The organism is Rhodococcus sp. SGAir0479 (assembly GCF_005484805.1).
Taxonomy (GTDB): domain Bacteria; phylum Actinomycetota; class Actinomycetes; order Mycobacteriales; family Mycobacteriaceae; genus Prescottella.
This window is the reverse complement of sequence record NZ_CP039432.1, coordinates 2,542,375-2,567,188: the sequence shown is the minus strand read 5'-3', so window position 1 is coordinate 2,567,188 and position 24,814 is coordinate 2,542,375. Positions and strand designations below refer to the sequence as shown.

The 24,814-nt window shown below is 71.1% G+C and carries 23 protein-coding genes; 17 read left to right on the top strand and 6 right to left on the bottom strand.

Annotated elements, in window-relative coordinates; all coding sequences use genetic code 11:
• Nucleotides 1-35: 35 nt before the first annotated feature.
• From E7742_RS12015 to E7742_RS11995, 5 genes are all read left to right on the top strand, one after another.
• Nucleotides 36-866, top strand: coding sequence for an ABC transporter ATP-binding protein (locus E7742_RS12015; RefSeq protein WP_137799155.1), 831 nt, complete (start codon nucleotides 36-38; stop codon nucleotides 864-866).
• A gap of 74 nt (nucleotides 867-940) precedes the next feature.
• Complete coding sequence (locus E7742_RS12010) at nucleotides 941-1,789, top strand: NUDIX hydrolase (protein WP_137799154.1); 849 nt, start codon at nucleotides 941-943, stop codon at nucleotides 1,787-1,789.
• A 20-nt stretch (nucleotides 1,790-1,809) separates the two neighbouring features.
• Nucleotides 1,810-2,589, top strand: a complete 780-nt coding sequence (locus E7742_RS12005) for an enoyl-CoA hydratase/isomerase family protein (protein ID WP_137799153.1) — start codon at nucleotides 1,810-1,812, stop codon at nucleotides 2,587-2,589.
• 132 nt (nucleotides 2,590-2,721) lie between these two features.
• Entirely contained in the window at nucleotides 2,722-3,690 is a 969-nt protein-coding gene (locus E7742_RS12000; protein WP_137799152.1) for a class I SAM-dependent methyltransferase, read from the top strand.
• A gap of 11 nt (nucleotides 3,691-3,701) precedes the next feature.
• On the top strand, nucleotides 3,702-4,859 hold the full coding sequence (locus tag E7742_RS11995) for a THUMP-like domain-containing protein (protein ID WP_137799151.1): 1,158 nt from the start codon (nucleotides 3,702-3,704) through the stop codon (nucleotides 4,857-4,859).
• 8 nt (nucleotides 4,860-4,867) lie between these two features.
• On the opposite strand, the gene E7742_RS11990 is transcribed toward E7742_RS11995, so the two are convergent.
• Nucleotides 4,868-6,172, bottom strand: coding sequence for an outer membrane protein assembly factor BamB family protein (locus tag E7742_RS11990; protein WP_137799150.1), 1,305 nt, complete (start codon nucleotides 6,170-6,172; stop codon nucleotides 4,868-4,870).
• Nucleotides 6,173-6,329: 157 nt separating this feature from the next.
• Here E7742_RS11990 and ald point away from each other — a divergent pair, with 157 nt between their 5' ends.
• The 3 genes from ald to E7742_RS11975 all read left to right on the top strand — a co-directional run bounded on the left by ald (nucleotide 6,330) and on the right by E7742_RS11975 (nucleotide 8,847).
• A complete protein-coding gene (ald, locus tag E7742_RS11985) occupies nucleotides 6,330-7,460 on the top strand; it encodes an alanine dehydrogenase (RefSeq protein ID WP_137799149.1) in 1,131 nt (376 codons plus the stop codon).
• Nucleotides 7,461-7,573: 113 nt separating this feature from the next.
• Nucleotides 7,574-7,999 carry a hypothetical protein gene (locus E7742_RS11980; protein ID WP_254698986.1) on the top strand — a complete coding sequence of 142 codons (426 nt, stop codon included), beginning with the start codon at nucleotides 7,574-7,576 and terminating at the stop codon, nucleotides 7,997-7,999.
• Nucleotides 8,000-8,055: 56 nt separating this feature from the next.
• Nucleotides 8,056-8,847 carry an acyltransferase gene (locus E7742_RS11975; protein WP_137799148.1) on the top strand — a complete coding sequence of 264 codons (792 nt, stop codon included), beginning with the start codon at nucleotides 8,056-8,058 and terminating at the stop codon, nucleotides 8,845-8,847.
• Between the two features lie 15 nt (nucleotides 8,848-8,862).
• Here the strand turns inward: E7742_RS11975 and E7742_RS11970 are convergent, their stop codons facing one another.
• Genes E7742_RS11970 through E7742_RS11960 form a run of 3 tightly spaced genes read right to left on the bottom strand, consistent with a single transcriptional unit; the run spans nucleotide 8,863 to nucleotide 12,439 of the window.
• On the bottom strand, nucleotides 8,863-10,107 hold the full coding sequence (locus E7742_RS11970; protein WP_137799147.1) for a glycosyltransferase family 4 protein: 1,245 nt from the start codon (nucleotides 10,105-10,107) through the stop codon (nucleotides 8,863-8,865).
• On the bottom strand, nucleotides 10,107-11,657 hold the full coding sequence (locus tag E7742_RS11965; protein ID WP_137801172.1) for a 1,4-alpha-glucan branching protein domain-containing protein: 1,551 nt from the start codon (nucleotides 11,655-11,657) through the stop codon (nucleotides 10,107-10,109). The genes E7742_RS11970 and E7742_RS11965 overlap by 1 nt, the downstream gene beginning before the upstream one ends.
• Nucleotides 11,658-11,698: 41 nt before the next feature.
• The gene (locus E7742_RS11960) at nucleotides 11,699-12,439 is read right to left on the bottom strand and encodes a class I SAM-dependent methyltransferase (RefSeq protein WP_254699313.1); all 741 of its coding nucleotides are present in this window, start codon (nucleotides 12,437-12,439) and stop codon (nucleotides 11,699-11,701) included.
• 315 nt (nucleotides 12,440-12,754) lie between these two features.
• On the opposite strand from E7742_RS11960, the gene E7742_RS11955 reads away from it, so the two are divergent.
• Both E7742_RS11955 and E7742_RS11950 read left to right on the top strand, forming a co-directional pair.
• On the top strand, nucleotides 12,755-13,555 hold the full coding sequence (locus tag E7742_RS11955; RefSeq protein WP_137799145.1) for an electron transfer flavoprotein subunit beta/FixA family protein: 801 nt from the start codon (nucleotides 12,755-12,757) through the stop codon (nucleotides 13,553-13,555).
• A gap of 45 nt (nucleotides 13,556-13,600) precedes the next feature.
• The gene (locus E7742_RS11950; RefSeq protein WP_137799144.1) at nucleotides 13,601-14,557 is read left to right on the top strand and encodes an electron transfer flavoprotein subunit alpha/FixB family protein; all 957 of its coding nucleotides are present in this window, start codon (nucleotides 13,601-13,603) and stop codon (nucleotides 14,555-14,557) included.
• A gap of 161 nt (nucleotides 14,558-14,718) precedes the next feature.
• Here the strand turns inward: E7742_RS11950 and E7742_RS11945 are convergent, their stop codons facing one another.
• On the bottom strand, nucleotides 14,719-15,678 hold the full coding sequence (locus E7742_RS11945) for a hypothetical protein (RefSeq protein ID WP_137799143.1): 960 nt from the start codon (nucleotides 15,676-15,678) through the stop codon (nucleotides 14,719-14,721).
• Nucleotides 15,679-15,902: 224 nt separating this feature from the next.
• Between E7742_RS11945 and E7742_RS11940 the strand changes: the two genes are divergently transcribed.
• The 7 genes from E7742_RS11940 (at nucleotide 15,903) to E7742_RS11910 (ending at nucleotide 23,973) form a co-directional block, all read left to right on the top strand.
• Complete coding sequence (locus E7742_RS11940; protein WP_137799142.1) at nucleotides 15,903-16,724, top strand: GNAT family N-acetyltransferase; 822 nt, start codon at nucleotides 15,903-15,905, stop codon at nucleotides 16,722-16,724.
• A complete protein-coding gene (locus E7742_RS11935) occupies nucleotides 16,721-17,566 on the top strand; it encodes a lysophospholipid acyltransferase family protein (protein WP_217497507.1) in 846 nt (281 codons plus the stop codon). Before E7742_RS11940 ends, E7742_RS11935 begins: the two co-directional genes overlap by 4 nt.
• 60 nt (nucleotides 17,567-17,626) lie before the next feature.
• The gene (locus tag E7742_RS11930) at nucleotides 17,627-18,844 is read left to right on the top strand and encodes a cysteine desulfurase family protein (RefSeq protein ID WP_137799141.1); all 1,218 of its coding nucleotides are present in this window, start codon (nucleotides 17,627-17,629) and stop codon (nucleotides 18,842-18,844) included.
• On the top strand, nucleotides 18,845-19,936 hold the full coding sequence (mnmA, locus tag E7742_RS11925) for a tRNA 2-thiouridine(34) synthase MnmA (protein WP_137799140.1): 1,092 nt from the start codon (nucleotides 18,845-18,847) through the stop codon (nucleotides 19,934-19,936).
• Entirely contained in the window at nucleotides 19,933-20,964 is a 1,032-nt protein-coding gene (locus E7742_RS11920) for a methionine synthase (RefSeq protein WP_137799139.1), read from the top strand. The genes mnmA and E7742_RS11920 overlap by 4 nt, the downstream gene beginning before the upstream one ends.
• Nucleotides 20,965-21,065: 101 nt before the next feature.
• Nucleotides 21,066-23,153, top strand: coding sequence for an NAD-dependent DNA ligase LigA (gene ligA / locus E7742_RS11915; RefSeq protein ID WP_137801170.1), 2,088 nt, complete (start codon nucleotides 21,066-21,068; stop codon nucleotides 23,151-23,153).
• A gap of 331 nt (nucleotides 23,154-23,484) precedes the next feature.
• A complete protein-coding gene (locus E7742_RS11910; protein WP_137799138.1) occupies nucleotides 23,485-23,973 on the top strand; it encodes a GNAT family N-acetyltransferase in 489 nt (162 codons plus the stop codon).
• Nucleotides 23,974-23,980: 7 nt separating this feature from the next.
• On the opposite strand, the gene E7742_RS11905 is transcribed toward E7742_RS11910, so the two are convergent.
• Nucleotides 23,981-24,631 carry an amino acid-binding protein gene (locus tag E7742_RS11905; RefSeq protein WP_137799137.1) on the bottom strand — a complete coding sequence of 217 codons (651 nt, stop codon included), beginning with the start codon at nucleotides 24,629-24,631 and terminating at the stop codon, nucleotides 23,981-23,983.
• Nucleotides 24,632-24,814 lie beyond the last annotated feature (183 nt).

Sequence of the window (24,814 nt, the reverse complement as noted above, 5' to 3'; positions counted from 1 at the left end):
GTCCGGTCGGCACCGCCGGTGGGCGGTACGCGAAGATGGTCGTCGTGTCGGAACCAGATCCTGATCTCCTCATCGATTTCGAAGATGTCCTGATTCGCCGCGGCGGAGCGACCCTCGTCGGCCCGGTCTCCTGGAAGGTGGAGCTCGACGAGAAGTGGGTCGTGCTCGGCCCCAACGGCGCGGGCAAGACCTCGCTGCTGCGCATCGCGGCGGCCGAGGTGCACCCCACCGCCGGTGTGGCGCGTCTGCTCGGCGAGACCCTCGGACGCGTGGACATCACCGAGTTGCGTCCGCGGATCGGCCTGTCGTCGTCCGCGCTCGCGCACCGGGTCCCCGCCGACGAGGTGGTGAAGGATCTGGTGGTCTCCGCGGGGTACGCGGTCCTGGGACGCTGGCGGGAACGCTACGAGGACATGGACACCGATCGGGCCGTGGAGATGCTCGAGAGCCTGGGCGCCGAGCACCTGGCCGACCGCACGTACGGCACCCTCTCGGAGGGCGAGCGCAAGCGGGTCCTCATCGCCCGGGCGCTCATGACCGATCCGGAGCTGCTGCTGCTCGACGAGCCTGCGGCCGGTCTCGACCTCGGCGGTCGCGAGGAACTCGTCGCCCGGCTCGGGGACCTGGCGGCCGACCCCGATTCGCCGGCCACCGTGCTCATCACGCACCACGTCGAGGAGATCCCGCCCGGCTTCACACACGCGCTGCTGCTGTCCGAGGGCCGCGTCGTGTCGCAGGGCCTGCTCGACGACGTCATCACCGCGGAGAACCTCAGCGAGGCGTTCAGCCAGTCCATCAGCCTGGACCGGGTCGACGGCCGCTTCTTCGCGCGCCGCACCCGGCACCCCGGTCTGCACCGCGCCTGACACCGGACACGACACGCGGCCGCGCAGTGGGACCGCACCTGAGGCGTCCGTCACTCGCAGCGTAGGTTCGCGGTATGGGAACCAGTCGGGAGACGGGCGCCTCCGGCGTCGCTCAGCAGGCCGAGACGAGCGCCGAGACGGCAGCCGCCGTGCCCAAGGACGCGTCCACCGTCATGCTCGTGCGCGACGGGGACTCGGGCGTCGAGGTCTTCCTGCTGCGACGGGTCGCGGGCATGGCGTTCGCGGGCGGCATGACGGTGTTCCCGGGCGGCGGCGTCGACCCCAGCGACGGTGTCGCCGACGTTCGTTGGGCCGGTCCGCCGGTCTCGTGGTGGGCCGAGCGGCTCGGCGTCGACGAGGTGCGTGCCAAGGCCCTCGTCTGCGCCGCGGTCCGCGAGACGTTCGAGGAGTGCGGAGTACTGCTCGCCGGTCCCACCGCGGACAGTGTCGTCACCGACACGGCCGGCTACACCGGGGCGCGTCGGCAGCTCGAGTCGCGCGAGTTGTCGTTCGCCGACTTCCTCGCCCGCGAGAACCTGGTGCTGCGCGCCGATCTGCTCCGGCCGTGGGCCAACTGGATCACCCCCGTGCAGGAGGGCCGGCGTTACGACACGCGGTTCTTCGTCGCGGTGCTGCCCGAGGGGCAGCAGGCCGACGGCGACACGTCGGAGGCGGCCGAGGTCGCGTGGCGCACCCCGGCGGCGGCCGTCGAGGACTGGCGCGAGCGGCGCAGCGTCCTGCTGCCGCCCACGTGGCGCCAGTTGGCGACGCTGGGCGAGTTCGACGGCGTCGAGGCGATTCTCGCTGCCGAGCCGGAGATTTCACCGATCCTGCCGGAGCTGTCGTTCGTCGACGGCAAGCCGCGGGTGTCCTTCCCCGGCGACACGGGCTACTACGACACCGGGGCGCTGCCCTGGGGGTGACGCCCAGTAGCCTGAGCCGCATGGCTGAGTTTGTGACCCTCGAGGTTTCCGAAGGTATCGGCACCATCCGTTTGGCCCGTCCCCCGATGAACGCCCTGAACCGGCAGGTGCAGGAGGAGATTCGGGCGGCCGCGCGTCAGGCGACGGTCGATCCGGACGTCAAGGCTGTCATCGTGTACGGCGGCGAGAAGGTGTTCGCCGCGGGCGCCGACATCAAGGAGATGGCGGAGCTCGACTTCGTGCAGATGAGCGAGATCATCGCCGACCTGCAGTCGGCGCTCGGTGCGATCGCCGACATCCCGAAGCCGACCGTCGCGGCCATCACGGGCTACGCCCTCGGCGGCGGACTCGAGCTCGCGCTCGGCGCCGATCGGCGAATCGCCGGCGACAACGTCAAGCTCGGTGTGCCCGAGATCCTGCTGGGCATCATCCCCGGCGGCGGCGGCACGCAGCGGCTGGCGCGGCTGGTGGGCCCGGCCAAGGCCAAGGACATGGTGTTCACGGGCCGCTTCGTCGGCGCCGAGGAGGCCCTCGCGATCGGCCTGATCGACCAGATGGTCGCGCCCGACGAGGTGTACAACGCCGCCCGCACGTGGGCCGCGCAGTTCACCGGCGCCGCGAGCCGGGCGATCGCCGCCGCCAAGGCCGCGATCGACCAGGGACTCGACACGGATCTGGACACCGGCCTGAAGATCGAGCAGCACCTGTTCGCGTCGCTCTTCGCCACCGACGACCGCACCATCGGCATGCAGTCCTTCGTCGAGAACGGTCCCGGCAAGGCGAAGTTCACCGGCAAGTAGGACCTCACCGCGGTTCGCGCACTCGCCGGCGTCCGGGCCACCCCGCGAACGTCGGCACGTGCGCGAATCGCGGCGCCGGAACCGGCAAAACTAGAACTTGTTCTCTCCTTACCATTCGGTAGGATTCCCGGCATGACTGCGAGCCCGCAAGACCCCGCGCCCAACCCGCACGCCACGGCCGAACAGGTCGAGGCGGCGTTGCAGGACACCAAGCTTGCCCAGGTCCTGTACCACGACTGGGAGGCCGAGACTTACGACGACAAGTGGTCGATCTCGTACGACGAGCGCTGCATCGACTACGCGCGCGGCCGGTTCGACGCCGTTGCCGGTGACCAGCCGTTGCCGTACGAGCGGGCGCTGGAACTGGGCTGCGGTACCGGCTTCTTCCTGCTCAACCTGATGCAGGGCGGGGTCGCGAAGACCGGCTCGGTCACCGACCTGTCGCCCGGCATGGTCAAGGTCGCGCTGCGCAACGCCGAGAACCTCGGCCTTCCCGTGGACGGCAGGGTCGCGGACGCCGAGACGATCCCGTACGACGACGACACGTTCGATCTGGTCGTCGGACACGCGGTGCTGCACCACATTCCGGACGTCGAGCAGTCGCTGCGCGAGGTGCTGCGCGTCCTCAAGCCGGGCGGCCGTTTCGTCTTCGCGGGCGAACCCACCACGGTCGGCAACTTCTACGCCCGCTGGCTCGGTCGTGCCACCTGGGCCGCCACCACCAGCGTCACCAAGCTGCCGTTCCTGACGGATTGGCGCCGTCCGCAGGCCGAACTGGACGAGTCGTCCCGCGCGGCCGCGCTCGAGGCGGTGGTCGACCTGCACACGTTCGACCCGACGGACCTCGAGAAGATGGCCGAGTCGGCCGGCGCGATCGAGGTGCACGCCGAGACGGAGGAGTTCGCGGCGGCGTTGCTGGGCTGGCCGGTCCGCACGTTCGAGGCCGCGGTTCCGACCGAGAAGCTGGGCTGGGGCTGGGCCAAGTTCGCGTTCGGCGGCTGGAAGTCGTTGAGCTGGGTGGACGAGAACGTGCTCAAGCACGTCGTCCCGCGCAGCTTCTTCTACAACGTCATGATCACCGGCGTGAAGCCGGGCGCCTGAACGACAAGCACTTGGGTTACGACTTCACGCTCGACGACGTCGCGTACCTGCGCAGCGACGCCGGTGTCGCGGCGCTGGCCGAGACGGCGGAGTCGGAGCTGTCCCCGCGCACGCGTCTGGCCGACATCGGGCGGGCACGTGCGCGTTTCGGCGATCGGGCGGGGCTGCTCGTCGAGACGGTACTGCTGCGACGCAAGGCGCAGGCCAAGCTCGACGAGTCCCGGTCGTGGCTGTTCACCGACGACGCGCTGCAGCAGGCCACGCCGCTCGCGGTCGCGCGCCATCGCGGCGCCCGGTTGGCGGGACGCCGAGTCCACGACGTCACGTGCTCGATCGGCGCGGAGCTGGCGGCTCTGGTCCCGTCGGCCGACACCGTGATCGGGAGTGACCTCGATCCGGTGCGGCTCGCGATGGCCGCGCACAACGTTCCCGCGGCATCGCTCGTGCGTGCCGACGCGCTGTACCCGTGTACGCGGGACACCGTGGTGATCGCCGATCCCGCACGCCGCTCCGGTGGCAAGCGCACCCACGACCCGGCGGCGCTGATGCCGCCGCTACCGGATCTGCTCGACGTCTACGCCGGCCGCGATCTGGCGGTCAAGTGCGCGCCCGGACTCGACTTCGACCGCCTCGGCTGGGACGGGGAGGTGGAGGTCGTCTCGCTCGACGGCGGGGTCCGGGAGGCGTGCCTGTGGTCGCCGGGGCTGGCCGGGCCGGGCGTGCGCCGGCGGGCGAGCGTGCTGCGCTCGGACGGGACGTCGTGGGAGATCACCGACGCCGAGACCGACGACATTCCCGAGCGCGAACCGGGGGAGTGGATCGTCGACCCGGACGGTGCCGTCGTCCGCGCGGGGCTGGTGCGCCACTACGCGGCCCGGCACGGGTTGTGGCAACTCGACCCGCGGATCGCGTATCTGACCGGCGACAGCGTGCCCGACGGTGTCCGCGGGTTCCGGGTGCTCGCGCGGCTGAAGTACACCGAGAAGGCACTGCGGCAGGAACTGGCGGCCCGGGACTGCGGGTCCGCCGAGATCCTCGTGCGTGGCCTGGACGTCGATCCGGCGGTGCTGCGTCCGCGACTGAAGCTCCGCGGAACCACGCCACTGTCGGTGGTGCTCACCAGAATCGGGCGCGCCCCCGTCGCCTTCGTGTGCGCGGCACGGGACTGATCCGGCCGTCACTTCAGGACGAACAACTCCCCGATGAGCGTGGGGGTGAGGACCTCGCCGTCCGGGCCGACCGACGTGCCGGCCGTGTAGCCGGACGCCCCCGGTAGCCGGTCCTGGTCCCTCGTGTCGCCCGTGCGGGTGTCGAACGTCAGCAGCGCGACGCCGTCGCCGTCGCGCACCGCCGTGTACCCGGTCGCCCCCGCGGTCTGGGCCGCGGCGCCCACGGGAGTGACATCGCTTCGCTCCCACAACGTCTCGACCGATTCGCCGCGATCGCGCAGTGCGGACAGGCGGGCCCGGTCGCCGCCGGCCGGGACGATCACGCCGTCCGACGACACGGACGGGGCGCCCAGCGGCCGGTAACCGAGGTCGTGGTCCCACCTGGTCTCGCCGGTGCTCGCGTCCACCGCCCACAGCCGACCGGTGTTGTCGCCGACGTACACGGTCTTGCCGTCCGCGGACAGCACCGGCGCGGAGGAGGCGCCGTCGGTGAGGACGGTCGACGACCACTCGGTGTCGATCCGGGGGTCGTCCCCGCCGGTGTAGCGCATCGCCACCAGATCGGCCTTACTCGCCCCGGGACGCCAGAAGGTGAACACGAAACGGCCGGAGTCCACGTCGATCGCGGGCGCGTCGGCCACGGGGCACGGTGAGGCGCCGTCGAAGCAGGCGCCGAGGCCGAGTCCGTTCGGGACGGGATCGACGTTCATGCCCTGGGTGTAGGAGGCGGGCGGGATCAGGTCGTACGCCGGCACCACCTTGAAGCCCGTCTGCGGGTCCAGCACGTCGATCTGCCCCAGCTGCGTGACGAACAGCAGGTTGCCGTCCCCCGTGAACTGACCCGACAGTGGTGTCCCGGTCACCGGTGTGCGCCAGCGCAACTGGCCGTGCTCGTTGAATGAGCTCATCGCGCCCTCCTCGCCGACGTACACGTTGGTGGCGGCGTCGACGACCGGAGCGGAGGCGGCGGCGCCGGGCCCGACGCGGTTGCACCAGCGCTTGCGGCCCGAGTCGATCTGGAAGGACAACAGATTGCAGCCCTGCTCGGCCTGCGAGGTGATGAAGATCTGACCGCCGGCGCCGACCGTCGCGTGCGTGGGCGTCGGACCGCCGATCGGCCGGGACCAGCCGAGATCCAGGGACTGTGATCCCGTCACGCTCGACGTACCGCTGTTGCGGGCGTCGGCGTGGGCCCCCGGCCAGCCCCCGGCGCCGAAGATGTTCTCGGTGCCGGAATCCGCGCCGCAGCCCGCGAGTAGGAGGGCCGAGATCGCCGTCAGCGCCGCCGCCGACGACCGCAGGGCACGCCGCATCACATCTCCTCGAATCGACATCGGTCCGGAGCAGAGACTATCCCGGCCACGATTCGGCGTCGGCGAACCGCCCCACCCCGTTTCGTGGGACCCTCGAAGCGGGCCCGGCGGCGTACGTCGACGCGGCCGAGGAATCCGTTCCGGCGGAGGAGGCCTCATGCGGATCGGTGTGCCGAAGGAGATCAAGAACGGCGAGCTGCGGGTGGCTCTCACCCCGCTCGCGGTCAGAGAACTGCGCGTGCGCGGCCACGATGTCCTCGTCGAGCGCGGCGCGGGTGACGGATCGTCGATGCCGGACGGCGAATTCGTGGCCGCCGGCGCGCACGTGGTCGATCGCGCGGAGGACGTGTGGGCCGACGCCGATCTGGTCGTCAAGGTCAAGGAACCGCTCGCTCCCGAGTACGGGCTCATGCGGCGCGGTCAGGTGCTGTTCACCTACCTCCATCTCGCGGCCTCGCTCGACTGCACCGAGGCGCTGCTGGCGAGCGGGGTGACGGCCATCGCGTACGAGACCGTGGAGCGGGCCGACGGGTCGCTGCCGCTGCTGGCGCCGATGAGCGAGGTGGCCGGGCGACTGGCCACCCAGGTGGGGGCGCACGCGTTGCAGGCGAGCGCCTCGGGCGACTGCTCGGGGCGGGGTGTCCTGCTCGGCGGAGTCCCGGGGGTGCCGCCGGCCCGTGTCGTCGTCGTCGGTGCGGGCAGCGCCGGCACCCAGGCGACGGCGGTGGCCGTGGGCATGGGGGCGCGGGTGACGGTGCTCGACCGTGACGTCGACCGTCTACGTGCCGTGGATGCCCGGTTCGGATCGCGAATCTCGACGGCGGTGTCCACCCGCACCGAACTCGAGTCGGTTCTCTCGGACGCCGAATTGGTGATCGGTGCCGTACTGGTGCACGGGGCCCGCGCGCCGCGCCTGGTGTCGTCGGAGCAGGTGCGCAGAATGCTGCCGGGCAGCGTGCTGGTCGACATCGCGATCGACCAGGGTGGGTGTTTCGAGGACTCGCGGCCGACCACACACGAACGGCCCACATATATGGTTCACAATTCGATCATTTATGCGGTTCCCAATATGCCGAGCATTGTTCCCTATACGTCCACCCGGGCTTTGGTAAATGTCACGCTGCCGTTCGTATCAGCCCTGGCGGAAAATGGTTGGCGCGCGGCGATGCGCGACGACCCGGCGCTGGCGATGGGGCTCAGCACCTGGTCCGGGCAGGTGACCCACGGTCCTGTCGCACTTGCGCACGCTCTCCCTTTCGTCGCGGTCGAGAACGCGCTGCGTAGCTGAAAAGTCCGATTCGCGTGAACATCATCAATGTCATCACCCGGGTCGGCGATCGTTGCCGATCGTTTATCCCGCTCCGTCGCGACACGCCGTCGTGAATTGTGTCTAATGGTTTCATGCAGCCGGGGACGCAGACGGAATCCGAACGACACGAGCGGGAGCCTGTTGCGGGTGGGTCTGCGGCGCGATCGCCGGATCGACCGGCCCCGAGTGCGCCCCCGGAGGCGCCCGGCGACGCGCGGATCGGTGAGGACGATCACCTCCTCGGTTCGCCGCGTGCCGGGATGGTCGTCACCACCCTGTTGGTCGTCGGTGTCGCGGGTGCGGTCGGCGTCGTGATGCTCTCGGTGATCGCGATGGTCGTGACGGCCGTCGTCGGCGCCCTCACGGCCTACGTGGTCGCCCACGACGACGACTGGGCGCGGCGGGCGCGGCGGCGTCGCGCGCGGCACCGCCAGATCGCCGTCGAACCGGGCTGGGCCGGTCGCAGCTGGGGCACGCACGGATGGAGCGAGCACGGGGTCGGACGCCACGCCGCGTAGCCGAGTCCCAGGGCACGTGACCGGGCGCACAGCGGCGATCCGTAGGCTGGTGTCCCATGACGAGCATGTGGGGCGCCCCGTTGCGCTCGAGGTGGCGCGGATCCCGGCGCCGGGACAGTGAGCAGGCCCGTTTCCTGACGTTGGCCTCGCTCAAGTGGGTCATCGCCAACAAGGCGTACACGCCGTGGTACCTGGTCCGGTACTACCGCCTGGCCAAGTTCAAACTGGCCAACCCGCACATCGTCACGCGGGGGATGGTGTTCCTGGGCAAGAACGTCGAGATCCACTCCACGCCGGGGTTGTCGCGCATGGAGATCGGCAAGTGGGTCCACATCGGCGACGGCAACGCGTTGCGGTGTCACGAGGGTTCGCTGCGCATCGGCGACAAGGTCGTCTTCGGCAAGGACAACGTCGTCAACACCTACCTCGACATCGAGATCGGGGCATCGACGCTCGTCGCCGACTGGTGCTACATCTGCGATTTCGACCATCGGACCGAGGACGTGACGGTGCCGATCAAGGACCAGGGCATCGTCAAGGGCCCGGTCCGGATCGGACCCGACACCTGGATCGCCGCCAAGGTCACGGTGCTGCGCAACACGCGGGTCGGCCGGGGCTGCGTGCTCGGGGCACACGCCGTGGTCAAGGGGGACATCCCGGACTTCGCCATCGCGGTCGGTTCGCCGGCCCGCGCGGTGAAGAACCGCCGCGCCGACTGGGAGGCCGGTGCCGACGAGCGCGCCAGGTACATCGCCGCCCTCGAGGACATCGCCCGCAAGAAGGCCGCCGCCGAAGGGGCGCCCGCGCCCGCGACGAACGGGAACGGGGCCTCCTCGGCCGCGAACTGAGACGGACCGACGCCGCTACCGACCCGGCAGCGGACGTTCGGGAATCGTTGGGCGGGCCAGCGGGTGGCGCACCCGGCGCTTGGCGCCGGAGTACACCTGGACGGTCTCCTCGGCCACCTTGCGCCAGTCGAAGTCCGCGGTCAGCCGGTCCCGCGCGGCCGCCGCGCGCAGCTGGGCCGCCGCCGGGTCGTCGAGCGTCTCGCGGATCGCGGAAGTGAGTCCGTCGACGCCGCCCGGCTCGAAGGACAGCCCGGTGACCCCGTCGACGACGGCCTCGCCGAGGCCGCCCGCGGTGGACGCGATCAGCGGGGTACCCGCGGCGGCGGCCTCGAGCGCGATGATGCCGAACGGCTCGTACCGGCTGGGAAGCACGATCGCGTCGGCGCCGTGCAGCCAGCCGAGGAGTTCCTCGTGGTCGAGGTTGCCGAGGAACGTCACCGAACGGGCGACCCGGTGGGTGCGGGCCTGCTGTTGCAGCCACTCGAACTGGGTGCCCTCACCGGCGATCGCCAGCGTCGTGCCCGGATGCGTCCGCCGGATCCGTGGGAGCGCCGCGATGGCGTCCTGCACGCCCTTCTCGTACTCGAGCCGGCCCACGTACAGCAGCGTGGCCGGTCCGGACCGCGGTGGCCGCGGCCGGTAGCTCCACGTCGTGACGTCGATCCCGTTGCGGATCACGGTGACGGGGGGAAGATCGGGGCCGTACAGCTGGGTGACCTCGTCCTCCATCGACGCCGAGCACGTGATGATCGAGTCGGACTCGTTCGCGAGCCACCACTCCACCGAGTGCACCTGGCGATTGATCCGGCCCGAGACCCAGCCGCTGTGCCGGCCGGCCTCCGACGCGTGCAGCGTCGAGACGAGCGGCACGTCGTAGAATTCGGCCAGCGCGATCGCTGGGTGGGCCACCAGCCAGTCGTGCGCGTGCACGACGTCCGGCTGCCACCCCTCGCCGACGCCACCTTTCGACAGTGCGACGCCTGCGCGGACCATCGCGTGCCCCATCGCCAGCGTCCACGCCAGCATGTCCTCGCCGAACACGAAGTGCGGCGGATCCTCGGCGACCGCGACCACCAACACACCGTCGGTGATCTCCGTGGTCGTCGGATGGGTGGACGGATCGGTGCCGGACGGCCGGCGTGCGAGCACCACCACCTCGTGCCCGGCCGCGGCCAGCTCGGTCGCGAGATGGTGGACGTGGCGCCCCAGCCCGCCGACCACGACGGGCGGGTACTCCCACGAGACGATCAGAACTTTCATCACTTGCTCCCAGCGGATACGGCGGTCGGCCCGGTGGTGCCGGCCTCGCGACCGGGCAGGCGCCGTGCGTCGAGTGCCGGGAACAGTCCGTCGGCGGCGTTCCAGCCCTCGGCGAGCCGGCGTGCGACGTCGCCGCGCCCGGAGGCGACGGCGTCGGCGATCTCCCGCAACGCGTGGGCGTGCTTGTGGGCTCGGTCGCGGGCGTACCCGGCCGCCGAGTCCTTGCTGACCATGAAAGCCCAGTCGCTCGAGACCGTCATCAGCGTCTCACGCAACATCTGGTCGTGGACCCGATTGCGTAGTTCCGGCTGTTCCGGATTCGCGTCACGGGACTTGTCGATGGTGTCGAGGGCGGTCTGCACCACCTCCGCGTTGAGCTGGACCAGGTCCTGGACCTGGTCGCCGGCCCACACCCGCCAGTCCTTGCCCGACCCCCACGACGAGTCCTGCAGTTCGACGGGCTCGCCGACGTACCCACGGGCTCGGGCGTCGGCCAGGGTGCCGATCTCGATTCCGGCCGCGGGCAGCGCCCGGAGCACCTTCTCGAGCCACTGCGGGCCCTCGTACCACCAGTGCCCGAACAGTTCGGTGTCGAAGGCGGCGACGACGAGTGCGTCCCGGCCGGTGCGCGCCGATTCGCTGCGCAGGCGCCGGCGGACGGTCTCGACGAAGTCGTCGACGTGCTTGTCGAGCGCGACCGCGGCGAGCGCCGGATCGTACGGTGCCTTCTTCTCCGCCGGCACCGACCGGCCGGTGACCCGGGCCGGCTTGAGACCGGTGTCGTGGTCGTAGGTGTGGAAGTCGCGGTAGGCGGCGTGCCCGGGGTACCCGGTCCGGGGCGACCACACGCGGTAGCTGACCTCGAGGTCGCGTCCGAACGCGACGACGTCGGAATCCCACACCGGGCGGCCGACGGAGGTGTCGCCGCGCAACGCCGGACCGTCGACCATGAAGTGCGACACACCCGCGTCGGCGTAGCCGCGTTCCATGCCGGGCGTGAATCCGCACTCGGGCGCCCAGATGCCGGACGGCGTGTGCCCCCACCGGGCCCGGGCGTCGGCGAGGCCCTCGGTGAGCGAGAACGCGCGCAGCCGCGGATCGAGCAGTGGCTGGAACGGGTGCGCGAGCGGGCCGCCGAGGAGTTCGATCGTCTCGGCGTCGATCAGCTGCCGGAGCACCGCCGAACCGCCGTGCCGCCAACGGGTCTCGAAGTCCTCGAGCGCGGCGGCGGAGGCGCGGTGCTCGAGGGCGCCCAGCTCGCGAAGTGCGGGCGACGGCATCCCCGCGGCCTCGTGCGCGCGGAGCTGCCAGTTGCCGAGCCAGTGGTGCATGCCGTCGAGGCAGTGCGGGTCGTCCAGCTGCGCCGCGAGCACCGGGGTGATGCCGAGCGTGAGCAGCCGGGTCCGGCCCTCGTCGGCGAGCCGGCGCAACACCGACGTCACCGGCAGGTACGTCGCGGCCCACGACTGGTACAGCCATTCCTCGCCGACCGGCCAGCGCCCGTGGTTCGCCAGCCACGGCAGGTGTGAATGCAGCACCAGGCAGAACATGCCCGGTTCGCGTCGGGCGACGCCTTCCCCCTGAGCCCCCGTCACGTCACAGGATCCTTGATGGCGACGGCGACGAGGTCGAGGCTGGTGTCGATGTCGTCCTCCCGCAGCACGAAGTCGTCGACATCGATGTCGGCCACGTCGCGGCTGAGGTCCGCGGGCCACGGCTCGCCGGCGAGCGCGCGCTCGATCTGGGCGTCGATGAACGACCCACCGTGCTTGGCGTCCAGCTCGCGTAGCCGCGGGCCGTGGTGCACGCCGGTCACGAGGGCGACGCGGAAGCCCGCCTGCTCGAGCAGTTCGGTGAGCTCGGCGGCGTTCAACTCGCGGGTGTGGAACGGGTTGAGCGGCGTGTCGCGCCCGGGGGAGAAGGTGATCCGGTTGGGCGTACTCACGAGAAGCTCGCCGCCCGGGCGCAGCACCCGGTGGCACTCGCGCAGGAACTGCGCCTGGTCCCACAGGTGTTCGATCACCTGGAAGTTGACCACCGTGTCGACGGACTCGTCGGTCAGCGGCAGTTCGGCGAGGTTGCCGTGCAGCATCTCCACCCGGGGGTACCGGGACCGGACGTGCTCGACGGCGGAGGTGTCGTAGTCGACGCCGGTCACCCTCGTCGCGACATCTGCAATCATGTTGGCGCCGTAGCCTTCTCCGGATCCGGCCTCGAGTACGACGCGGTCGGCGCAGCGGGGGAGCAGGTCGCGGTAGACCACCTCGTGGCGCCGGAACCAGTAGTTCTCCTCGGGGATTCCGGGCACGGTGCGCTCGCCGGTCAGCGGCAGCGTCGAGGCGTCGGGCGACGAGCCCGCGGCGGCGGCTGCACGTTCGGTCGTGGAACCAGCAGTGGATTCACTCACCTCAGCGAGGTTAGTGGCACGGACCGGACAGTTGTCGGGGTGGTCCACATCACAGCCGCGAAAGGCCGCGTCGGCGGTTATGGTGGGACCGGATTTCGCCTAAGTTACCCGCGGGTAACTTGCTGTGGGGTAATCTGTCGCACAGCCAACGTGCAACGAAATTGCTTACGAGAGCTCGGCATGTCGCGGAGTTCCTCGCGATCATTCAGCTAGCTACACACAGGAGGTCGACGAAGACCCATGACGAACATCGTCGTTTTGATCAAGCAGGTCCCCGATACGTGGTCCGAGCGCAAGCTCTCCGACGGCGACTACACGCTTGACCGTGAGGCCGCCGACGCCGTGCTCGACGAGATCAACGAGCGCGCCGTCGAGGAAGCCCTCCTCATCAAGGAACGTGACGGCGGCGAGGTGATCGTGCTGTGCGCCGGTCCCGATCGCGCCACCGACGCCATCCGCAAGGCACTTTCGATGGGCGCCGACAAGGCCGTCCACGTCAACGATCCGGCCCTGCACGGGTCCGACGCGATCCAGACCGGCTGGACGCTGGCGGCCGCGCTCGGTCAGATCAGCTTCGAGAACGGTGAGGCCGCCGACCTGGTCATCGCCGGCAACGAGGCCACCGACGGCCGTATGGGCGCCGTCCCGGCCATCATCGCCGAGTACCTGGGCCTGCCGCAGCTGACCCAGCTGCGCAAGCTGACCGTCGCCGACGGCAAGGCCACCGGCGAGCGCGAGACCGACGAGGGCGTCTTCGGCCTCGAGGCCGGCCTGCCGGCGATCGTCTCGGTCACCGAGAAGATCAACGAGCCGCGCTTCCCGTCCTTCAAGGGCATCATGGCCGCGAAGAAGAAGGAAGTTCAGGTCCTGACCCTGGCCGACCTCGGTGTCGACCCGGAGACCGTGGGCGTCGCGAATGCCGGCACCACCGTCACCGCCTCCACCCCCAAGCCCCCGCGTACCGCTGGCGAGCGCGTCACCGACGAGGGCGACGGCGGCAGCAAGATCGCCGCGTACCTCGCGGGCCAGAAGATCATCTGATCCGGCCCCCTCGAGACCAGCAGAGAAGACAGGGAGAAGTAAGCAATGGCAGAAGTACTGGTGCTCGTCGAGCACGCCGAGGGTGCGCTCAAGAAGGTCACCACCGAACTCCTCACCGCCGCCCGCGTCCTCGGTGAGCCGTCCGCGGTCGTCACCGGCCCGGCCGGCACCGCGGGCAAGCTGGCCGACGCGCTGGCCGCCGCCGGCGCCGCGAAGATCTACGTCGCCGAGTCCGACGACGTCGACGGCTACCTCGTGACCCCCAAGGTCGACGTCCTCGCCGGCCTGGTGGAGACCGCCAGCCCGGCCGCCGTCGTCCTGGCCGCCAGCGTCGAGGGCAAGGAGGTCGCCGGTCGCCTGGCGGCCCGCATCGGCTCGGGCCTGCTGACCGACGTCATCGAGGTCAAGGCCGACGGCAGCGCCGTCCACTCGATCTTCGGTGGCGCGTACACCGTCGAGGCCAAGGCCAACGGCGAGGTTCCGGTCATCACGGTTCGTCCGGGTGCCGTCGACGCGGAGCCGCAGGCCGCTGCCGGCGAGCAGGTCGTCGTCGAGGTTCCGGCGCAGGACGAGGGCGCCGTCAAGGTCGTCTCGCGGGATCCGATCGTCGGTGGAGACCGTCCGGAGCTCACCGAGGCGTCGGTCGTCGTCTCCGGTGGTCGTGGCGTCGGTTCCGCCGACAAGTTCTCGGTCGTCGAGGAGCTCGCCGACTCGCTCGGTGCCGCTGTCGGCGCCTCGCGTGCCGCCGTCGACTCGGGCTACTACCCGGGCCAGTTCCAGGTCGGTCAGACCGGCAAGACGGTCTCGCCGCAGCTGTACATCGCGCTCGGCATCTCGGGCGCCATCCAGCACCGCGCCGGCATGCAGACCTCGAAGACCATCGTCGCGGTCAACAAGGACGAAGAGGCTCCGATCTTCGAGATCGCGGACTTCGGCGTCGTGGGCGACCTCTTCAACGTCGCACCGCAGCTCACCGAGGCCGTCAAGGCTCGCAAGGGCTGACACCCGCCTCGGGTTCGCGAAACCCCCGTCACCATTGCGGTGGCGGGGGTTTCGCGTCTGTCGGGGTCGCGTCTGTCGGGTCGCGTCTGTCGGGTCGCGGCCGCGCGTGCGGGGCCGCGCGCGAATTCGTTCCCTGCGCGGGTAATCGAGCGCGCGGCAGGTCAATTCGCGCGCAGCACCGCGCCGAGCGGTCGCGGCCGACCGCCGCTGCGCTGCATCGCCCGGCGAATCCGCTGCCCGATCACATCCGGCCGGTCGAGGTCACGCCACGTCCACCGGGCCACCTCCCAACCGGCGTCGCGGATCCGGTCCTCGCGCGTCTTCTCGGCGAACACCGCATCGCCCGGATCCTGGCCGGGGCGCAGGTGCTTGCCGTACTTGACCTTTCCGTCGAACTCGCCGACCACGCCCGCGGCCGCGAACAGGAAATCCACCCGTCCCAGCAGAAGGCCGTCCGCGTCGAGCAGCGACGCCTGGAGGTCCGGCGCCGGCAGTTCGAGCGCAGCGAGCGCCACCCGGCTGCGGGATTCGCCCACGCTCTCGCTGCGGCCGTCGACGAACGCGAGCGCCCGCCGTGCGGCCGGATGACCGGGCCGACCCGCTGCGTACGCGAGAGCATCTCCGATCGCAGCGCGGGACAGACCGTTCGCCGACGCCGAATCTCCGACGACGACGGCCTGCTCGAACGGTGCTGTGCGGCACAGGTCTGCGACGGTGCGTGCGACGGCCGTCACGCGAATGCCGTCCAGCTCGACGACATCGCCTGCCGGCAGCGGTGCGCTGTGCGAGTGCAGGTGCCGGGTGCGGCGGCCGCCGCCGGTGCGCTCCCGGGTGACGTGGACGCGGTCGAGTGGAATTCGCCACAGCGCCAACCCGTGCAGCACGGCCGCGGACTGGTGACTGACCACGGCGTCGCGACCGAGCCCCGGCAGCGTCGCCTCGACCAACGCGCGGTGCCGAGCGGCCGCGTCGAGCGTTGCCTGCACTCCGGGCGACAGATAGCTGCCCGGGCGCAACCTGTCCCACCCGCCGCTGCGGCAGAGCGTGCGGAGTTCGCCGTCGGTGTACCCGCGAGCGAGGGCGTCGCGTCGCCGCAGCACGGTGGGTTTCGGTTCGGTCATGTCCTCATCGTCGCGGCCGGCAGGGGGCGTTCGGTGGTGCCGATGGTGATCTGTGGACAACTCTCGGGAGCATCCACAGGGCGCTGCGCGCGAATTCGTCTCCCGCGCGCGCAATCGAGCGCGCGGCAGACCGATTCGCGCGCGCCGCGACAGTTCACCGGACCTGCACCGGTGCGACACGAAGCCGACGCCGGAACGCCGTTCGGGGTCGATAGACCACTGGCATGACAACTTCGTCGGCTGTCGAGACCGTCTACTCCGCGCCGGTGACCTCCGGGTCCCGCTACTCACTCGTCATCTCCTCCGACCGCGAGCACCGTGAGGCCGCGCAGCGGCTGCGGTATCGCGTCTTCTCCACCGAACCGGGCTTCGTGATCCCCGTCTCCCCGGATGGTCGCGACGCCGACCGGTTCGACGACTTCTGCGACCACTTGCTGATCCGCGACAACGCCACCACCGAGTTCGTCGGCTGCTATCGCATGCTCCCGCCGGACGGGGCCCGCGCGGCCGGCGGGTACTACACCGCGACCGAGTTCGATCTGACGGCGCTCGATCCCGCCGCGGGCCGCGTCGTCGAGATGGGCCGTGCGTGCGTCGAGGCCGCGCACCGGTCGGGTTCGGTGCTGGGGCTGATGTGGTCCGGCATCCTGCACTACCTGCAGCTCACCGGACACGACACCGTCATGGGCTGCGTCTCGGTGCCCATGCAGGACGGCCCCGACGCGGCCATCGGTGCGAATGTGCGTGCCGTGCGGGACTTCCTGCTGGACCGGCACGCGGCGGACCGGTCCCGATGGGCGGTCCCGCTGCGGCCCGTCCGCGTCGACGGCCGAGCACTCGACGACATCGAGGCGCCCGCACGTGCGCAGGTGCCGCCACTGCTGCGCGGCTACCTGCGGTTGGGCGCACGGATCTGCGGCGAACCGGCGCACGATCCGGATTTCGGCGTGGCCGACTTCGTGGCCCTGCAGAGCCTGCACGCCGCCGACACCCGCTACCTCGACCGGCTGCGGCGGGCGTCGGCGACCCTTGAGGCGGCCGCGTGAGTCATCCGTGGCAGCCGACGAGCCCGTGCGGTGGCGGCTGCCTGCCCGCCGACGGTGACGGGGTGTCGCGGTGGGCCGTGACGCGACGGTGGTCGGCCCTCGTCCTCGTGACGTCGTGTTCGCTGCTGCTGCCCGCGGTGCGTCTGCTTCCGCCGCGCCCGCGCACGGTGGTGCACCGTTCGCTCGCGCGCGCCGCCTTGCGGGGCATCGGCATTCGGTTCGCGGTCTCCGGACGGCTCGACACGGACGGGGGAGCGCTCGTGGTCGCCGGACACGTCTCGTGGCTCGACGTCCTGGTCCTCGCGGCGGTGCAGCCCGGCCGGTTCGTGGCGCGCGCCGACCTGATCTCGTGGCCGCTGCTGGGAGGCGTCGCGCGGCGAGCGGGCGTCATCCCGATCGAGCGCGACCGGCTGCGGAGCTTGCCGGACACGGTCGCGACGGTCCGGGACCGCCTCGCGGCGGGTGAGACCGTCCTCGCGTTTCCGGAGGGCACCACGTGGTGCGGGACGGCCTTCGGCAGGTTCCGGCCGGCGCTGTTCCAGGCGGCGATCGATGCCGGGCGCCCCGTCGTTCCGGTGTCGATCGAGTACGTCGACGCGACCGGGGCGCGGACGACCGGCCCCAGTTTCGTCGGCGACGAGGGCATCGGGTCGTCGATGCGCCGCGTGCTGCGGGCGCGTGGGCTGCGCGCCGTCGTGACCGTGGGACCACGGCAGGAACCGGGGACGTGCCGCCGTGCGCTCGCGGTCCGATGTGAACGGCACGTGCGCCGCACGGCCGACCGGGACTCCCGGCGAGTGCTCGCCGTCCTGCGGGTATCGCGCCGCGCACACGTCGCGTGACGCGGAATCGGCTCTCCGCCGACATGCCGCTTCCGACCGAAGGGCTATCCTTGACGAGCCATGATCTCGCCTGCCCACAGCTCAGCGGTCTACCTCGACCACGCCGCGACCACGCCCATGTATCCGGCCACGATCGAGGCGATGACCGAGGTCTTCGCCTCGGTGGGAAACGCCTCGTCGTTACACGGATCGGGTCGTGCGGCCCGACGGCGGATCGAGGAATCCCGTGAAGCCATCGCCGCGTGCCTCGGCGCCCGGCCGTCCGAGGTGATCTTCACCTCCGGCGGCACCGAGAGCGACAACCTGGCCGTCAAGGGCATCTTCTGGGCGCGCCGCGACGCCGATCCGCGGCGTACCCGCATCCTCGCGAGCGCGGTTGAGCACCACGCCGTCCTCGACAGCGTCGAGTGGCTCGTCGCCCACGAGGGTGCGCAGGTGACGTGGTTGCCGGTGGATGCGACCGGTGCGGTGGATCCCGAGGTCGTGCGCGCCGAACTGGCCGTGCACGCCGACGAAACCGCGCTCGTGACCGTCATGTGGGCCAACAACGAGACCGGCACGATCAACCCGATCCGGGAGATTGCGGCCGTCGCGGCCGAACACGGCGTGCCGATCCACTCCGACGCGGTGCAGGCCGCTGCCCATCTGCCGATCGACTTCGCCGCCAGCGGCCTGTCCGCGCTGAGCGTCGCCGGCCACAAACTGGGCGGTCCGCAGGGTGTGGGAGCGCTGCTGCTGGGACGGCAGGTCCCGTGTGTGCCGCTGTCGCACGGTGGCGGGCACGAGCGCGACCTGCGGTCGGGCACGCAGGACACCGCCTCCATCGTGGGGCTCGCGTCGGCGCTGCGCATCACGGCGGCGGAGATGGACACGCGCGGCGCCGAGTTGACCGCGCTCCGTGACCGCCTGATCGACGGCGTCCGCGACATCGCGCCCGACGCGGTCCTCAACGGTCCCGCCGGTTCCGGCCGGCTGCCGGGCAACGCACACTTCACCTTCCCCGGCTGCGAGGGCGATTCGCTGTTGATGCTGCTCGACGTCGCGGGCGTCGAATGTTCGACGGGTTCGGCGTGCACCGCCGGAGTCGCGAGCGCGAGCCACGTGCTGACGGCCATGGGAGTCGACCCGGTGGTGGCCCGCGGATCGCTGCGGTTCTCGTTGGGGCACAACTCCACCGAGCGAGACGTCGAGACGCTGCTGTCGGTGCTGCCGCAGGTGATCGAGCGGGCCCGAGCCGCCGGGATGGCGAGTGCAGGCGCGCGAGGAGGGAATCGGTAGATGCGAGTTCTGGCAGCGATGAGCGGCGGAGTGGACTCCGCGGTCGCGGCGGCACGGGCGGTGGCGGCAGGCCACGACGTCGTCGGCGTGCACCTGGCGCTCTCGACGGCGCCGGGAACCCTCCGCACGGGCTCGCGCGGTTGCTGTTCCAAGGAGGACGCCGGTGACGCCAAGCGGGCCGCCGACGTCCTCGGGATTCCCTTCTACGTCTGGGATTTCGCGGACCGCTTCAAGGAGGACGTGATCGACGACTTCGTCGAGTCCTACGCGGCCGGCGAGACCCCCAATCCGTGCCTGCGCTGCAACGAGAAGATCAAGTTCGCCGCGCTCGCCGAGCGGGCCTACGCGCTGGGCTTCGACGCCGTCGCGACCGGTCACTACGCACGCCTCGACGACGGGGTCCTCCGCCGCGCCGTGGACGCTGACAAGGACCAGTCGTACGTGCTCGCGGTGCTGACCGCCGAGCAGCTCTCGCGGGCGATGTTCCCGGTGGGCGACACCCCCAAGGATTTGATCCGCGCGGAGGCCGCGGAACGCGGTCTGGCGGTCGCGAACAAGCCCGACAGCCACGACATCTGCTTCATCCCGTCGGGGGACACCCGCGCCTTCCTGGGCGCAAAGATCGGTATCCGGCCGGGCGCGGTCGTCGACGCCGACACCGGCGAGGTGCTGGCCGAACACGAGGGTGTGCACGGGTTCACGATCGGCCAGCGCAAGGGTCTCGGCGTGCAGGGCCCGGCGGCGGACGGTCGGCCGCGGTACGTGACCGCGATCGAACCCGAGACAGGCACCGTGCGGGTCGGCTCGGCCACCCGCCTCGAGGTCTGGACCATCACCGCCGACCGTCCCGTCTGGACGTCCGGGCAGGCGCCGGCCGGCCCGATCGAGTGTGTCGTGCAGGTGCGGGCGCACGGCGGCACGGCGCGGGCGGTGGCGGAGCAGTCCCACGACGGGCACCTCGTGGTCCAGCTGTCCGAGCCGCTCACGGGGGTCGCGAAGGGGCAGGCCGTCGTGCTGTACCGGCCGGACGCCGGCGGCGACATCGTGATCGGCAGCGGCACCATCGCGGGCACCTCCTCGGACCGACCGTGACGGACGCCCGGATCCCCGTCGGTGTGGCGACGGGCGTCGGATCCTGGCCCGGTACCGATCCCCGCGCGGCCGCCGGGATCGTCGTGGGAGAGTTGCCGGCGCTGCCACACCTGGTGGAATTGCCGGGCCGGGGACTCGGCGCCGACCTGATCGGGCGCGCCGCGGCTCTGCTGATCGACATGCCGCTCGACACCTCCACCACCGGCTACCGGCTGGCGCAGCGCGTGGGGGCCGCGACCCGCACGGCGCGGGACCTGCTCGCGCGGGACCTCGACGCGTTCGAGGAGGCCTGGGAGCTGGCGGGACGCCGCGGCACCGACCAGCCGGTGAAGGTGCAGGCCGTCGGCCCGCTGACACTCGCGTCGCAGGCCGAGCTGTTCGGTGGGCACCGGGTCCTCACCGATCGCGGTGCCCTGCGGGATCTGTCCGACTCCCTGGCCGAGGGGATCGCTGCGCACGCCGGGGACGTCGCCGACCGCACGGGCTCGCCGGTCGTGGTCCAGCTCGACGAGCCGGCGCTGCCGGCGGTGCTGGCCGGGTCGTTGCCGGGCGTGTCGATCCTGCAGGCCCCGCCGGCGATGCCCGAGCCGGAGGCGCTCCACGTACTGCAGACCGCGATCGCGACGATCGCGGCGCCGGTACTCGTGCACTGCTGTGCGGCCGACGTCCCGTGGGCGCTGCTGCGGCGCAGCGGCGCCGCGATGGTCGGGTTCGACGTCGGCGCGCTGCGCACCGCCGACCTCGACGGCGTGGGCGAGTTGCTCGACGGCGGCGTCGACCTGGCTCTCGGTCTCGTGCCGGCCATCGCACCCGAGCGCACACCCGGCTGGCGCGACCTAGCCGAGCCCGCGACCCGGATGGTCGACCGTCTGGGATTCCCGCGCGAGTACCTCGCGTCCCGGATCGCCGTCACGCCTGCGTGCGGGCTGGCCGGGGCGAGCACCGAATGGGCCCGGACGGCGCTGCGCGCGGCGAACGAGCTCACGCGGGCCTTCGCGGACGGCGCGGACCCGGACGAGCGGAGCTGACGGGTCCACGACGCCGGAAAACTGTCGCCAGGCTGCGATAACCTTCCCGGGTGGACCAGAACGAAGCCGCTACCGCCGTGACCAGTCAGCCCGACGTCGAGGTGCAGCCCGCGAGCGCCGAGGATCGCGAACGCTGGCAGGAGCTGGCCGAGGTGGTGCGCAACCATCAGTTCCGCTACTACGTGCTGGACTCGCCGATCGTCTCGGACGGTGAGTTCGACCAACTGTTCGGTCAGCTCAATGCGCTCGAGGAGCAGCACCCGGATCTGCGCACCGCGGATTCGCCCACCCAGCTGGTGGGCGGCGGGTTCGCGACCGAGTTCGCGGCGGTCGACCACCTCGAGCGAATGCTCAGTCTCGACAACGTCTTCAACGCCGACGAGCTGCGCACCTGGATCGCCCGCGTCGAGACGGAAGTGGATGGTCGCTCCGCGGGCTCCGCTCCTGCGACCGGCCCGGACCTCCACTACCTGTGCGAGGTCAAGATCGACGGCGTCGCGCTCAACCTCGTGTACGAGAACGGCAAGCTGGTCCGCGCCGCGACACGAGGGGACGGCCGCACCGGCGAGGACGTGACGCTCAACGCGCGCACCATCGCCGACATTCCCGAAACCCTCACGCCCAGTGACGAATACCCCATTCCGGCGCTGCTCGAGGTGCGCGGCGAGGTGTTCTTCCGGCTCGAGGACTTCGCGGCGCTCAATGCGTCGCTCGTACAGGAGGGCAAGGCGCCCTTCGCGAATCCCCGCAATTCGGCAGCGGGCTCATTGCGGCAGAAGAATCCGGCGGTGACCGCCCGCCGGCGTCTCGGCATGATCTGTCACGGACTCGGCCGCACAGAGGGGTTCGCGCCGGCGTCGCAGTACGACGCGTACACCGCGCTCGCAGCGTGGGGGCTGCCGGTGTCGAGCCACACGTCGCGGGTCGTCGGTGCCGACGCGGTGGTCGAGAAGGTGCAGTACTGGGACGAGCACCGCCACGACGTGGAGCACGAGATCGACGGTCTGGTGGTCAAGGTCGACGAGATGTCGCTGCACCGCCGCCTGGGCGCCACGTCCCGCGCCCCGCGCTGGGCGGTGGCCTACAAATACCCGCCCGAGGAGGCGACCACCAAGCTGGTCGACATCCGGGTGAGCGTGGGCCGCACCGGACGCGTGACGCCGTTCGCGTACATGGAACCGGTGCTGGTGGCCGGTTCGACGGTGTCGCTCGCGACGCTGCACAACGCATCCGAGGTCAAGCGCAAGGGCGTGCTCATCGGCGACACCGTGGTGATCCGCAAGGCCGGCGAGGTGATCCCCGAGGTGCTCGGCCCGGTCGTCGACGTCCGCGACGGCACCGAGCGCGCATTCGTGATGCCCACCGAGTGCCCCGAGTGCGGCACCACGCTCGCTCCCGCGAAGGAGGGGGACGCCGACATCCGCTGTCCCAACACCCGCTCGTGCCCGGCGCAGTTGCGGGAGAGGGTGTTCCACGTGGCGGGGCGCGGGGCGTTCGACATCGAGGTGCTCGGGTACGAGGCCGCCACCGCACTGCTGCACGCCGGCGTGATCCGGGACGAGGGCGACCTCTTCTCGCTCACCGAGGACGACCTGCTGCAGGCGCCGCTGTTCCGCACCAAGGCGGGCAAGCTGTCGGCCAACGGTCGCCGATTGCTCGACAACCTCGGATCGGCCAAGCAGCAACCGTTGTGGCGGGTGTTGGTGGCGCTGTCGATCAGGCACGTCGGGCCGACGGCCGCGCGTGCCCTCGCGGGCGCGTTCGGCAGCCTCGAGCGGATCGAGACCGCGGCCGTCGAGGAACTCGCCGCGGTGGACGGCGTCGGGGGCACGATCGCGGCCGCGGTCGTCGACTGGTTCTCCGTCGACTGGCACCGCGACATCGTCGAGAAGTGGCGTGCGGCGGGTGTGACGATGGAGGACGAGCGCGACGAGTCGATCGTGCGCAACCTCGAGGGCCTGTCCATCGTCGTCACGGGGTCGCTCGAGGGTTTCACCCGCGACGAGGCGAAGGAGGCGATCCTCGTTCGGGGCGGCAAGGCGGCGAGCTCGGTGTCGAAGAAGACGGCCTTCGTGGTGATCGGGGACGCTCCCGGTTCGAAGGCCGCGAAGGCGGAGGAGCTGGGGGTGCCGATCCTCGACGAGGCGGGTTTCCGGCGGCTGCTCGAGAACGGGCCGGACGGAGTCTGAGTCGTTCGCGGAGAACCGCAGCGCGACAGGAACTTTCACATCGCCACCCGCGGCTTGTCTACGTGACGAACGCCACTTCTACGACAGGGCGTCGTCGAGATGCGCGTTCCGGCAGGCGGAATCGGCACCCTGCGGCGCCGTGGTCCGTGGCCCCGCGGGTGGGCTGTCACCGCTGGTCGGCATCGATTCCGGAGGTGCCGGGGCGGGGGAGCCGGTCGTCCCGGCGGCCGCTCGTGGCCTGGATCCGATCCGCCCGCGAGTGTGGCGGGAGTCTCACCGCGGCGTCCGGATCGGTTTTTCCGGGGCAGGGAGCGGCTGACATAGTGACGCCATGATCGATATCCGACCCGTGACACCTGCCGAGTACGAGACCGTCGGAGCGCTCACCGCCGACGTCTACATCGGCGGCGGCTTCGTATCGGAGACAGACGGATACACGGAGCACCTGCGCGACACCGCGGCCCGCGCCGAACACGCGGACGTGGTCGTCGCCGTCCTGGACGAGGAGATCGTGGGCTCGGTGACCATCGCGCACCCCGAGTCGCCGCTCGCGGACGTCGCCGAGAAGGGCGAGCTGGAATTCCGGATGCTCGCGGTGGCCCCGTCGGCCCGGGGGAAGGGCATCGGCTCGGCTCTCGTGCGACACGTGCTGGACGTCGCCTACGACCGCGGGGACCGGGCCGTGGTCCTCTCCACGCAGTCCGACATGGTCGACGCCCGCCGGATCTACGACCGCAACGGTTTCGTGCCCGCCCCCGAGCGCAACTGGGAGCCCGTCCCCGGCATGGAGCTGACCGCGCTGGTGCGCGAACTGGTGTGACGCGTCGTCAGCCCAGCACGGTGGCGACGATCCCGGCGAGGTAACCGAGACGGGCCACCTCCGACGGGCGGAACTCCGGTCCACCGGGGCGGCCGAGGAGCAGTGCCCGGCCACTCGTTCCCAACGGGGCCGCGGCGAGCGTGGTGTCCATGTCCCGCCACGTCCCGGGGACCCAGTCGTCGTCGCCGTCGAGCACGGTGGCTCGCTTCAACGGCATCCACGGTGCATCGCCCGCGTGGGTCTCCGGTGCGCTCGGGCTTCCGACCACGCGGTACGCGCCGTGCGGGCCGATGTCCATGACGGTGCACCAGCCCACGCGCAGCACGCGGGGGGTGTTGTCGACGAGGACCTGCAGCCGGTCCGAACGCGCGGTCGCGACATGGTCGATCAGCTCGAGCTCGCGGTGGGTGTCGAGGATGCCCGAGTAGGGGCGGATCGAGTCGACGTGGACGTCGGAGAGCTTCTCCGCGGCGGTGATCAGCGTGTCCGGGAGCGAACCTGCCTCGACGTCGACCACCAGGTCGTCGACCGCGTACCCCGAGCCGCGCTCGACGACGTCCAGGGACAGGATGTCGGCACCGACGGATCCCAGCGCGACGGCGAGCGCGCCGAGACTGCCGGGCCGGTCGGGCAGCTGGACGCGGAGCAGGTAGGACACGGGTGGCCTTTCCGTTCGGTCGAGAGCGGGGCTCGACACCTGAAGGGGACACGGTCGAGGCGCCCGCCACCCTCCATCTTTTCACTCCGGGTGTGTGCGCGCTGGGGTGACGGCCTGCGCGACCGATCCGGGCACGCTCTAGGCTGGTCGCGAACGTTCACTTCGACCTGAAAGGGGTCACCG